Below are 13,014 nucleotides of genomic sequence, written 5' to 3' on the forward strand. Positions count from 1 at the left end.
ATAAAGAAAGATAGGAGCGAATGAGTATGACAACTCCATTTAAACGTGTACATTTAATTGTGATGGACTCTGTAGGTATCGGAGAAGGGCCAGATGCGGCCGCATTCAACGATGAAGGCAGCCACACTTTAAAACATACATTAGAAGGATTTAAACAAAAATTACCGAATTTAGAACGTTTAGGATTAGGTAATATTGATCAATTACCAGTTGTTAATGAAGTCGAACATCCTGAAGCCTTTTATACAAAACTCAGCGAAGCTTCTGTTGGTAAAGATACAATGACAGGTCATTGGGAAATTATGGGCTTAAACATCATGCAGCCATTTAAAGTTTATCCTGAAGGTTTCCCAGATGAACTAGTTAAAGAAATTGAAGATATGACAGGACGTAAAATAGTCGCGAACCGACCAGCTTCTGGTACGCAGATTATTGATGAGTGGGGCGAACATCAAATGAAGACAGGTGATTTGATTGTCTATACTTCAGCTGACCCTGTACTTCAAATTGCGGCACACGAAGATATCATTCCTTTAGAAGAACTTTATGATATCTGCGAGAAGGTCCGTGAATTAACGAAAGATCCTAAATATTTAATTGGACGTATTATTGCACGTCCTTATGTGGGCGAACCAGGTAATTTCACACGTACGTCAAATCGCCATGATTATGCATTGAAACCATTTGGTCGTACTGTCATGAATGAATTAAAGGATAATGGTTACGATGTCATCGCAATTGGTAAAATCAATGATATATATGATGGTGAAGGTGTAACGAAAGCGGTACGTACAAAAAATAATATGGATGGTATGGATCAACTTGTTGAAGTTGTTAAACATGACTTTACTGGACTCAGTTTCTTAAACTTAGTAGATTTCGATGCGTTATATGGCCATCGTCGTGATAAAGATGGTTACGCGCAAGCAATCAAAGAATTTGATGAACGTCTACCAGAACTTTTTGAAAATCTGCAAGAAGATGATTTAGTCATTATTACTGCAGATCATGGTAATGATCCGATTGCGCCTGGTACAGACCATACGCGTGAATATATTCCAGTATTGTTCTATAGTCCTAAATTAAAAGATAAAGCACATGAACTTAGCGGTGATACAACGTTCAGTTCTATCGGTGCGACAATCGCAGATAACTTTAATGTACCAATGCCTGAATTCGGACGCAGCTATTTATCTGAATTAGGTGTTGAAACAGAATAACTGAATTTCATAAGTAAGTTAGTGTAAATACAAAATAACGTTCTATCCAAGTAATCAGGATAGAACGTTATTTTTATGATGTATATTTAATTGTGTTTATGAATTTGAAGTGCGTTTGTCACCAATATGGATTTTCTGATCACCATCTTTAATCCATCCTGCATTACGACACACTTTATAAAGCAAGTAGCTGACGATGGCAGGTAAAGCAATTTGGAAAACACCGATTAAAATCCAAGTGTGAAGTGAAGCACCCATGGTATTTATCGTCATAATCTGTCCAATAAAACCGCTCGTTCCCATCCCTGCACCTGCCGCATTATTAGTCATTGGGAAGAGTGTCGTCATGATTGGAGCGACAATTGCGCTTGCGAGTGTCGGTGGAATAAGTATTGCGGGGTTCATTAAGATATTCGGTACTTGCAACATACTTGTACCGATACCGACTGAAATGATACCGCCGACGCCATTATCTTTATAGCTCGTTACCGCAAAACCGACCATTTGTGCACAACAACCGATTGTTGCGGCACCTGCGGCTAAACCAGATAAATCTAGCATTAAAGCTAAAGCAGCACTTGAAATCGGTGCTGTTAAAGCTAGACCGAAAATCACTGCGACTAAGATGCCCATCACAAGCGGACGTTGATCAGTCGCAAGCATAATCATTTTACCAAGTGACACCATAAAGTCATTTAAGAATGGTCCAATAAATTTAGCCACTGCACCACCAATAATTAAAGTAAGTAATGGTGAGATAATAATGTCAATTTTCGTTTTAGCTGCATAAAAACGACTTAATTCAGTGGCGATTAAAGTGGCAACGAAGGCACCTACTGCACCGCCTCCAAACTTGTCATAGCCGAGTGAACCGACAATGATACAAGAAAAGACAACTAAAGGTTGTGCACCTAAACCATAGGCAATGGCACCACCGATTGCGGCACCTGTTAAGCCCATTGCTACCGTGCCGATTTCAGATAAAAAATGTAAATTTAAAACAGGAAACAAAGTTTGTTTACCGATAGTTTGTAAGATTAAACCGATAATAAGTGAACCGAATAGGCCTAAGGTCATATAACTTAGACCTTGAATAAACCAACGATGTAGAAGTTTTTTCATTTAGGATTTCACCCTCCAATTATTTGTCATTAGTATAGCATAAAAGCAACTGCAAAAAAGATTGTTATTTTGAATAACACGCTATTGTAAAAAGAAATAAACAAAAGTCATGTTCCTAAGAAGAGGGTTAATAAAAGCAAGTTATAATTATAAGATAAGTGGTATATATTATGTATGAGACATTTTAGAACGGGGGAAGAAATAATGGATAAGTTATGGCAACAAAATTTACCGATTTCAGGTATTAAAGATATTGTACCTGTCGCAGGCGGTGACGTGAATGATGCATATCGTATTGATACTGAAAATGATGAAACTTTCTTCTTATTAGTACAACCGAATACTTCTTATGACTTCTATGCGGCAGAAGCAGAAGGGTTGAAAGATTTTGAGTATGCGGAAGTTACTGCACCGCGTGTGATTGCGAATGGTGAAATTGATGGAGATGCTTATTTAGTATTAAGTTGGCTAGAAGAGGGACCACGAGGCAGCCAAGCAGAACTGGGTAAATTGGTCGCAAAATTGCATGATTTCCATAATCCAGACAAACGTTTTGGTTACGACCACCCTTATGAAGGCAGAGATATTTCTTTCAATAATGAATGGACAGATTCTTGGAAAGAAATCTTTGTGAACCGCAGATTGGATCATTTAAGAGAAGTGGTCGTTGAAAAAGGATTGTGGAACGTCGATCAATTGAATAAATTTGATAATGTACGTCAAGTGATTGTGAATGCATTAGACAATCACAAAAGTAAACCATCGCTATTACATGGTGATTTATGGGGCGGCAACTATATGTTCTTAGAAAATGGTGAACCTGCACTCTTTGATCCAGCTCCAATGTATGGCGATCGTGAATTCGATTTAGGAGCGACAACGACATTCGGTGGTTTCTCAGAAGAATTCTATGAAGCTTATGATAAAGCTTATCCTTTAGATGAAGGTGCGTATCAACGTATTGAATTCTATAAATTCTATTTATTATTAGTACACTTAGTGAAATTCGGTCCAATGTATGAAGGCAGTGTAGATGCTTCAATGGATAAAATTTTAAGTGATGCCAACTTCTAATTGGAATCATAGCGACTTACTGGTAAAGTAGGTCGCTTTTTACATAGCTTTTGTTCTGGTGGAATTTTACTCCTTTGTCCATTTCAAGCGTAAAAAATGTTAATTTATAAGTAAGTTTAAAAATGGGGTGAGAATAATGTCAACTAAGATTAAAGACCTAGAGTTAGAAGCATCTGAGTTAACAAGAACAACACATCAATTAGGAATTCCAGTGATGATTCTTTTCGAGGGTGTACCTGCGGCAGGGAAAACACGTTTATCTAATGAATTATTATTAACTTTGGATGCGAAATACTCGAGCTTTATTGCGACCGCATCACCGACACCAGAAAATTTACGTTACCAATTCTTACAAAAGTATTGGAACACATTACCAGGCAAAGGAGATATTAATATTTATTTCCGTAGCTGGTATGCGCACTATATTGATTACAAAGTAAATGGGATTAAGCATTTACAGTACAAAGATTATCATGTATTGCGTGATCAAATTGATGCTTTTGAAACGATGCTTGAAAACGACCAATACGAAATCATTAAATTTTATATTGAAATTGATGAACAAAAACGCCAAGAACATATTAGACAAACGAAAGAAAATCCTCTTACAAGATGGAAAGCACAAGAATATGAAAATGTTATTCCGGATGATATTTATCTTGAAGAAATGCGTGAAATTCTTCAAGATCCAACTCAAAAAGATTGGAAGATTATTGATTATACGGATGGAGAAGCGGCTACTATTTTAATGTATGAACACATTATCAAACGCCTTAAAAAAGCGATTAAAGCTTATCACGAACGTGTTCAAACACGTGATGGTTTATTTACTGAAGGGTATACAACAGATGTTTTCGATAATCCATTAGAAAAAGTCAGTAAATCAGAGTACAAAACACAAATAGAAAAACTTCAAGCACGTATGTTAGAAATTCAATTTGCGTTATATGAACGAAAAATTCCATTAATTTTAGTGTTTGAAGGTATGGATGCGGCAGGTAAAGGCGGTAATATTAAACGCATTCGTGAGAAACTTGATCCGACGGGTTATGAAGTCAATGCGATTAGTGCACCTACAGATGTTGAACTTGCACACCAATACTTATGGCGTTTTGCGCGAGATATGCCACGAACAGGACATATTGAACTTTTTGACCGCAGTTGGTATGGCCGTGTACTGGTAGAACGTGTAGAAGGTTTTGCGACAACGGATGAATGGCAACGTGCTTATCATGAAATTAATGACTTTGAAAAAATGTGGACAGATGAAGGAGCAATTCTGTTAAAATTCTTCTTAAGCTTAGATAAAGATGTTCAGTTAGAACGTTTTAAAGCTAGAGAAGAAAATCCGGATAAACAATGGAAGATTACGGATGAGGATTGGCGCAACCGTGAAAAGTGGGATTTATATTTAGAAGCCAGTGCGGATATGATTCAAAAAACCGATACTCATAATGCACCATGGTATGTTGTGCCAGCTGATCATAAGAAAACAGCGCGTATTGCGGTATTAAAACGTATTATTAAAACATGTGAAACTGCTTTGTGGGGCGTACACCACGATTAAAGACTGATATACTAGTGTGAAGTATAAAGTTAATTACGGGATATATTGTCAATGGATAGAAAAGAAACAATGGCAAGAAGGGGGAGAAGAAAATAATGGCGAGAAATTATTCTAGAACCTATTATTTTCATCATGTGGAACATCGCAAAATTCAACAAAGTTCTAAGAAAACACTGTGGTTATCTTTAATTATTACGTTATTCTTTACATTTGTTGAATTTATAGGAGGTATTGTGTCGAACTCACTGGCACTTTTATCAGACTCCTTCCACATGCTCAGTGACGTTTTAGCACTGGGGTTATCAATGGTCGCAATTTATTTATCAAGCAGGCAGCCGACTGACCGTTTTACTTATGGGTTTTTAAGGTTCGAAGTTATCGCTGCTTTCTTGAACGGACTGGCACTTGTAGTGATTTCACTGTGGATTTTTTATGAAGCTATTATGCGTATGATTTTCCCGAGAGAAATTGAAAGTGGACTAATGTTAGTGATTGCGGTAATTGGTTTAATCGTTAATATTGTATTAACGTGGTTACTGTATCATTCTTTAAAATCTGAAGAAAATATCAATATTCAAAGTGCATTATGGCATTTCTTTGGTGACTTATTAAATTCAGTGGGTGTCATCTTAGCAGTGATTTTAATTAAATTGACTGGTATTCAAATGATTGACCCGATTTTAAGTATTGTCATTTCAGCAGTTTTATTAAATGGTGGTTATAAAATTTTGAAAAATGCGTGGATGATTTTAATGGAATCTGTGCCAGAAGGTTTAGATGTCGATCAAATCATGGATGATATGAAAAAAGCAGAACATGTTTTAGATGTGCATGAATTCCATTTATGGAGTGTAACTTCTGATCAGTATTCATTATCTGCACATGTGGTATTAGATAGTAAAGATAGCCAGGATGCATATCGCATCATCAACCAGTTAGAGCAATTATTAAAAACAAAGTATGGCTTACATCATACAACGTTACAGATTGAACATCTAGATTTGAATCACTTAGATGAAAATTATTTTGAGCAATTTGAAGATGAAAAAGCATAAATATGTGTGATTCAATTCTCTTTTGGGTAATATAATAAGTACGGTTATAAAATTCAACCGTTTGTTTAGTTGATATAAGACAAAACATAACTAAAGGAGGCTATATTATGGCTGAAGAGAAAAAAGGTTCAATCCAAGGACGCGTAGTAGACGAAACTAAAGAGCAAGCGAAAAAGCAAAAAGAAAAATTAGAAAAGAAAAACGAAGATAAATAATAAAAAACGGGCAGCCATTAAGGTTGCCCGTTTTTATATGATTAAAATTGTTTTGCGAATTGTTCTGCTTGTTGAATCGCATTTAGTTTAATTTCTTCTGCATTTTCTGGTTCTGCATTGTGACCTTCAATTGCGATTAAACTAATATCAGGTACACCCATGAATGCTAGGATAGTACGGATATAACGGTCGCCTAATTCAAAGTCAGCTGCTGGACCTTCGCTGTAGTAGCCGCCACGTGATTGGATATGCAATGCTGCTTTATCTGTTAATAAGCCTTGTGGACCTTCAGCAGTGTATTTGAATGTTTTACCAGCAACTGCGACTGCGTCGAAATAACGTTTAACTGCAGGAGGGAATGATAAGTTCCACATTGGTGTAACGAAAACATATTTATCTGCCGCTACGAATTGATCTACAAGTTCAGTTAAACGGTTAACTTTTTGTTGTTCTGAATCTGTTAATGTTTCGCCAGATTGTAATTTACCCCAACCTGAAAATACTTCAGCATCGATTTCAGGTACTTCATCTTTAAATAAGTCGATGTGAACGACTTCATCTTCAGGGTGTTCTGCTTTGTAAGTATCAATAAAAGCTTTTCCAACTGCCATTGAGTTAGAAACCATTTCATCTAATGGGTGTGCAGTGATATATAAAACTTGTGACATTAATAATCATCCTTTTTCATGTAATGTAAGATATATTTATTATACTAGGTACAATTACTATATGTAAAGGGTAAAGTTTTCACTTTTGGTGCATCTTAAAGAAATGAAATAAGTAGATTTAGTGAACAAGTAAGTTTAAAGTGGAGTGTGTTCTAGGGTTAGGTTTATAATATTTTTGAAATTCATACCTAGAGGTGAAGTGATGAAGAATTTAATCATCGGTACATTATTATTTTTGTTAGTAGTGGGTTCAGGTTTGTATACGATTAAAGCTGAAATGCAGAATGATGCGAAGGCAGCAGCAACACAAAAATATAAAGTCAAAGGTATAACAACAGAAAAACAATTAAAAGCATTCTTTAATGATCCGAAGAAAACAGAAGCACAAAAGTTAGGCGCATATGAGACAGCTGTCGAAAATAAAGTCATTCCTCGCAGTCCGCATTTTCAAAGTGCTGATGCAGCATATAAAGAATCTATGAAGTTGAAACACCATAAGCAACAATAAAATAAAATCATCATTTATAAAGTAAGTGACAGGCTTTATAAATGATGATTTTATGTTAAATGTAGAAAATTTTTGATTTCATCTAGTGAAGGAAGTTGTTCAGTATAATATTCAAGGTTTTGAAGTAAAGGTTGATTATCTGACCATTGTTGAATTTGACTTAAGAAAGTACCATTAAAAATTTGACCATAGAAATGTAGGAAGTTAGATAAATAATTGCCTTCTTGCCATACTTTGTAAGTTCCGATAAGTGCTAATATAAAAACGATTCCTTTAAATAAATTCCACATCGTCTTTCTCCTTGAAAATAGTTTGTTATCTAATTAATTGTATAACATTTTTATTGTGATTGCTAGTGAGCGCATTGCTCTATATGAATATTGAAAACCATGTTATAATGAATGAAATTCACAGCATGAGTCGAACTGAATTAGGAGGTTTACAATGGGTAAATGGAAATCACGGTTATTTACATTAGTGGGTGTCTTACTTATTTTAGCGGGCATCTTTATGGTGTTTAAACCACAAATCAACCACTTTATAGCTGGTAAAGAAAATGAAGCGAAAATAGAACAATACGATAAACAACAAGCCTCAAAAAAACAAGAGAAAAAAGAAGTGCCGCAAGTTCCTAAAGATAAATCACAATTGGTAGGGTATATTGATATACCAAGTGTGAATATTAAAGAAGCGGTTTATCCTGGTGAAGCAACACCTGAACAATTAAACAGAGGTGTCAGCTTAGCCGAAGAGGATGAATCATTAGATCAACAAAACATAGCGATTGCCGGTCATACAAATACATCAGGCAACTATCAATTTACAAATTTACACAAAGTAAAAAAAGGTGCAAAAGTCACTTTTAAGGTCGGCAAAGAAACACGTAAATATAAAATCACAAAGATTAAAGACGTAAAACCTACTGAAATTAGTGTGTTAGCTGAACAGAAAAAGAAAAAAGATCAATTAACATTAATTACATGTGATGATTATAATCCACAAACTGGCGAGTGGGAAACACGTAGTATTTATACTGCTGAAAGAGTTGCATAATAAGAAAGACCTGAGACAACGATAACAGTCTCAGGTCTATTTTTTTATGTTTCTACTATTATGCTTCTAATTTCTGTGTGATTTGTTCGGCAGTATCTTCAGGTAAATTACTGTGATCAATTTCAAAACCTAAGTCTTGAATCATGCGATAATCCATTTCATTCGGCTGACCACCTGTAATTAAGTAATCACCTACAAAAATTGAGTTAGCTGCTAGTAATGCTAAAGGTTGGAGTGATTGTAAGTTGATTTCACGTCCGCCTGCAATTCTAATTTCTTTAGTTGGATTAACCAAACGGAATAAAGCAATGATTCGTAAACATTTCATAGGTGTAAGTTCGTCCATCTCTCCGAACTTTGTGCCTTGAATAGGATGTAAGAAATTAATAGGAATACTGTCTGCATCAATTTCTTTTAAGGCAAAGGCCATATCAATTCTATCTTGATCTGTTTCACCCATGCCGCAGATAACGCCAGAGCAAGGTGATATATGATGTGCTTTCATAATTTCTACAGTATTCACACGTTGTTCATAGGAGTGGGTTGTGACTACAGTATCATGATAATTTTCACTTGTATTTAAGTTATGGTTGTAACGATCAACACCTGCATCTTTTAAACGTTGTGCTTGATCATCATTTGCGATGCCTAAACATGCACAAACTTTTAATTCAGGATGCGTTTGTTTGATTTGTTTCACTGATGAAGTGATATGGTCAACTTCTTTATCACTAGGACCACGACCGCTCATCACAATACAGTATGTACCTATTTGATGTTCAGCAGCAGCATTTGCGCCAGCCACAATGTCATTTTCAGGAATCAAAGCATAACGGTCTTTTCTTTTCATATCCCTTGATTGACCACAGTACCCACAATCTTCAGGACAGATACCACTCTTCGCATTTAAAATCATATTCAGTTTTACTTTCTTTCCGTAATAATGTTTTCGAATAGCATAAGCCTCATCTAATAATGTCATCGTATCAATAGATTTATCTGTATATAAATTATAGGCTTCTTCTTTAGTGAGTGATTTACCGTTTAAAATATCTTGTGCAATTTGCATAATCGAGATCTCCTTTATAGTGAAATTCAATATGTAAACTTATTAATATTTTAAGTTTGCATTTGTGCAGAAGGATATGCAAGTGAAGATTTTTATGTGAAAGGGATGTTTTACAATATTTAAATTGTCAAAGTTAGGACATTTAAATCAAAAAATACAAAAGAAATCATCTAAATGTGTCTAAATTGTGACAAATGTAAACGCTTTATTAAGGACGCAAATGATTTATATTTAGGTTTAATTAGAAAACTATAGAGTAAAGTAACTCAAATCATTGTAGTAATATATATAAACGAAATAAATTGAGTTCAATTGCATCGTGTAGATTTGACCGACTTACAGATGATTTTTCATTAACATAATTATACATTCAACCAAAAAATTTCATGCAGTTAAGTTTTTGTTGTTGAAATGTGTGGTTCTACAAAATTTACGAAATATAAATAAATAGTTATACAAAGTTTTTTGAAACTATGCTAATATTTACATACACTAGTTTTTTGAAAACTTAGGCAAGTGGTAAACAATATATGTAACAATTGGACATGGGAAATTTTTTAATATTGGAAAGGGGTTATATCTTTAATGAGAAATAATTCACATTCGCGAGGCTTTGACGCAAGACGTCAAAATAAATATTCGATTCGTCGTTTCACTGTAGGAACAGCTTCTATCATCGTTGGAGCAACTTTATTGTTCGGAATTGGAAACGAAGCAAGAGCTGCAGAAGGAACAACTGATTCTACTGGCAACCAAACGTCAGGTAGTTCGACTAGTGATCCAGCATCACAACCAACAGAAGATGCTGCACCAACACAAGATGCTGCACAGACTCAAGAAACACAATCAACTACAGTTAATCAATCAACTGACCAACTGGTTGATAAAACTGCTGAACCAACAGCACCACAAACTGATACAAAAACTACAGATGCACCTACAACTGGTGAAACTGTAACACCAGAACAAAATACAACAACTAATAATGATACAAATACAACAACTACGTCAGATGCTCCACAACAAGACACTTCTTCCCAAACTGCATCTTCAACAGATACATCATCGACAACAAAAGATACATCATCACAATCAGCACCAGAGTCGGCTGATACAACAACTTCTACAACACAAGAAAAATCAACTTCTGATACATCATCACAATCATCAACTTCAGATAAAGTAGATGCACCTACAACTTCTGCACAAGAACCAAGCAGTACAACACAAGAAAAATCAGCAGATACATCAAGCACTTCAAATACGACTTCTGCTCAAACAGCTGAAGAACCTGTAACTACTCAAGGTTCTACTGACCAAACGGTTGATAAGTCAACAGTTGAACCAAGTGCTGAACAAAATACTGTCTCATCTACTGAACCGACTCAACAAGTCATTGCAGCTGCTGATTCAAATACAACTACAGATGCAGGTACTACTCAAGATACATCTTTACAATCAAGTGATTTAGCTGCACAAGCTGGTGTTACAAGTGCTGATTCACCTGAACTAGCAACATACAAATTATTGCAACAATCTTCTGATAATAAAGATGCAAACACAATTCAAACGACAGCTGAAACAACACCAATGTCACGTTCATTCAGTTTAATGTCAGCATCACCAACAACATTCACAACATTAGCAGCAGCAACAGGCACGAATGTAAATGATTTAGTTACTATTTCAAATCCTACAATCTCAACAGAACAGATTGACCCTAACCAAAGTGGTAATTTCCGATTGAATGCAGATTATACTGTTAATGGAACAGTGCAAGGTGGAGACTATTTCACTGTACAAATGCCAACATATGCAAATATGGATGGGGAACTAGATTATACAAATACTAACAATCAATTCACAACTGAGTTATTATCACCATCAGGATATGTAGTTGCAAACGGTGTTTACGACACAACTACTAAAACTTTAACTTATACCTTTACTGACTGGGTTAATGATAAAGAAGATGTATCAGGGAGCTTTAGTTTAGCGCAGTTTGCGGATCGTAATACAGCGAAAGATTATGGAACATACCCATTAACTTATAACTTAGCTGGTGAAACATTTAATACACAAATCACATATGCATATGATTCACACGAACATGGGGTTTATCCGGCATACGTTGATTCAATGATTACAAATGTTGATGCGACAAATACAACTAACGATTTTACTGAAGTGGTTTATGTCAACCCAACTGATTTAAACTTAAGCAGTGCAGCTCTAGTTATGGCTCCAAAAGACGGTAACAGTAATGCGCTAATTGGCTTTGACTATACAACTTTCCATATTTATGAAGTTCCAGACCCAAGTTAATTACCTGATAGCTATGATTTTGAAGCTGCAGGTTACCAAGACTTAGCACAAAGTTTCCAAAATAACGGAAGTATTTATACAAATGCAAATGGTGATATGATTATTAATTTCGGTGTGATTGATAATCCGTATGTAGTAGTTATGGATTCACAATTCGATCCGACTTATAGTTCAAATTTAACAACTAGAGCGACTCTCTATGCAACAGATCAATCTGGTTACACAGCAAGCTATTTCTTTGATAACAGCTTTGTAATTGAAAATAGTTCAGGTACTGGAGACGGAACACTTGAAACTTATAGACTAGGTGACTATGTATGGGAAGATACTAACCAAAATGGTATTCAAGATAGTGGAGAAACACCAATTTCAAACGTGTTAGTTACTCTTAAAGATGCTAACGGTAACATTATCAATACAGCAGTAACAGACCGATATGGGAACTACTTATTCTCAGATTTAAATAACGGAGATTATACAGTAGAATTTAGTACACCAGAAGGCTATGTTCCGACTACACAAAATGCTGGAACAGATAGCACTGTAGACTCAAATGGTTTAGTTGTACCTGTAACAATTAATGGTGCGGATAACTTAACAATCGACTCTGGTTTCTATAAACCTGTAGCTGCGACATACAACTTAGGTGACTATGTATGGGAAGACAGCAACAAAGACGGCATCCAAAACTCTAACGAAGTAGGAATCGAAGGCGTAACTGTAACGTTAACAAAACCAGACGGCACGACTGAAACAACAGTAACAGGCGCTGACGGTAAATATGAATTCACTGGCCTAGAAAACGGTGAGTACACAGTTAACTTCTCAACGCCAGCAGGTTATGAAGCAACACTTGTAAATCAAGGCGATTTAACAGCGCTTGATTCAAACGGTACAACAACTACAGTTGTCATCAATAATGCTGATGATTACACAATCGACAGCGGTTTCTTCAAACCAGTTGTTGAACCAGAACCAGTTCCAGCGACATACAACTTAGGTGACTATGTATGGGAAGATTCAAACAAAGACGGCATCCAAAACTCGAACGAAGTGGGTATCGAAGGCGTAACAGTAACATTGACAAAACCAGACGGATCAACAGTAACGACAGTTACAGATGCGAACGGTAAATATG

At 35.6% G+C, this 13,014-nt stretch carries 11 protein-coding genes and 3 pseudogenes; 10 read left to right on the forward strand and 4 right to left on the reverse strand.

All coding sequences use genetic code 11. From position 1 onward, the window contains the following. The first annotated feature begins 26 nt into the window (after positions 1–26). Positions 27–1,220 carry a phosphopentomutase gene (gene deoB / locus CD112_RS08530; protein WP_103364159.1) on the forward strand — a complete coding sequence of 398 codons (1,194 nt, stop codon included), beginning with the start codon at positions 27–29 and terminating at the stop codon, positions 1,218–1,220. Positions 1,221–1,316: 96 nt separating this feature from the next. On the opposite strand, the gene CD112_RS08535 is transcribed toward deoB, so the two are convergent. Further along, positions 1,317–2,342 (reverse strand): PTS sugar transporter subunit IIC, encoded by a 1,026-nt coding sequence (locus CD112_RS08535; protein WP_057510020.1) that lies wholly within the window; start codon positions 2,340–2,342, stop codon positions 1,317–1,319. A gap of 204 nt (positions 2,343–2,546) precedes the next feature. On the opposite strand from CD112_RS08535, the gene CD112_RS08540 reads away from it, so the two are divergent. The 3 genes from CD112_RS08540 to CD112_RS08550 all read left to right on the forward strand — a co-directional run bounded on the left by CD112_RS08540 (position 2,547) and on the right by CD112_RS08550 (position 6,038). Next, on the forward strand, positions 2,547–3,416 hold the full coding sequence (locus CD112_RS08540) for a fructosamine kinase family protein (RefSeq protein WP_002479848.1): 870 nt from the start codon (positions 2,547–2,549) through the stop codon (positions 3,414–3,416). 136 nt (positions 3,417–3,552) lie between these two features. Next, positions 3,553–4,983, forward strand: coding sequence for a phosphate--AMP phosphotransferase (locus CD112_RS08545; protein ID WP_103364160.1), 1,431 nt, complete (start codon positions 3,553–3,555; stop codon positions 4,981–4,983). A 95-nt stretch (positions 4,984–5,078) separates the two neighbouring features. Then, a complete protein-coding gene (locus CD112_RS08550) occupies positions 5,079–6,038 on the forward strand; it encodes a cation diffusion facilitator family transporter (protein WP_002479846.1) in 960 nt (319 codons plus the stop codon). Positions 6,039–6,294: 256 nt separating this feature from the next. Here CD112_RS08550 and CD112_RS08555 read toward each other — a convergent pair whose 3' ends face one another. Continuing rightward, complete coding sequence (locus CD112_RS08555) at positions 6,295–6,921, reverse strand: FMN-dependent NADH-azoreductase (RefSeq protein WP_002479844.1); 627 nt, start codon at positions 6,919–6,921, stop codon at positions 6,295–6,297. Between the two features lie 202 nt (positions 6,922–7,123). Between CD112_RS08555 and CD112_RS08560 the strand changes: the two genes are divergently transcribed. Next, positions 7,124–7,429, forward strand: coding sequence for a hypothetical protein (locus CD112_RS08560; protein WP_002479843.1), 306 nt, complete (start codon positions 7,124–7,126; stop codon positions 7,427–7,429). Between the two features lie 50 nt (positions 7,430–7,479). Here the strand turns inward: CD112_RS08560 and CD112_RS08565 are convergent, their stop codons facing one another. Beyond that, complete coding sequence (locus CD112_RS08565; protein WP_002479842.1) at positions 7,480–7,719, reverse strand: hypothetical protein; 240 nt, start codon at positions 7,717–7,719, stop codon at positions 7,480–7,482. A 154-nt stretch (positions 7,720–7,873) separates the two neighbouring features. Here CD112_RS08565 and srtA point away from each other — a divergent pair, with 154 nt between their 5' ends. Then, complete coding sequence (gene srtA, locus CD112_RS08570; RefSeq protein WP_002479841.1) at positions 7,874–8,482, forward strand: class A sortase SrtA; 609 nt, start codon at positions 7,874–7,876, stop codon at positions 8,480–8,482. A 58-nt stretch (positions 8,483–8,540) separates the two neighbouring features. Here the strand turns inward: srtA and bioB are convergent, their stop codons facing one another. Further along, positions 8,541–9,551, reverse strand: a complete 1,011-nt coding sequence (bioB, locus tag CD112_RS08575) for a biotin synthase BioB (RefSeq protein WP_103364161.1) — start codon at positions 9,549–9,551, stop codon at positions 8,541–8,543. Positions 9,552–10,136: 585 nt separating this feature from the next. Here bioB and CD112_RS13980 point away from each other — a divergent pair. The 4 genes and pseudogenes from CD112_RS13980 to CD112_RS13990 all read left to right on the forward strand — a co-directional run. Continuing rightward, positions 10,137–10,287 (forward strand): annotated as a pseudogene (locus CD112_RS13980) (YSIRK-type signal peptide-containing protein); the annotation flags it as partial. 140 nt (positions 10,288–10,427) lie between these two features. Beyond that, positions 10,428–11,876, forward strand: coding sequence for an Ig-like domain-containing protein (locus tag CD112_RS08580; RefSeq protein WP_373364860.1), 1,449 nt, complete (start codon positions 10,428–10,430; stop codon positions 11,874–11,876). A gap of 60 nt (positions 11,877–11,936) precedes the next feature. Next, a pseudogene (locus tag CD112_RS13985) lies at positions 11,937–12,041 on the forward strand (hypothetical protein); the annotation flags it as partial. A 132-nt stretch (positions 12,042–12,173) separates the two neighbouring features. Continuing rightward, a pseudogene (locus CD112_RS13990) lies at positions 12,174–13,014 on the forward strand (SdrD B-like domain-containing protein); the annotation flags it as partial.

It is taken from the genome of Staphylococcus simulans (assembly GCF_002902285.1).
GTDB lineage: Bacteria > Bacillota > Bacilli > Staphylococcales > Staphylococcaceae > Staphylococcus > Staphylococcus simulans.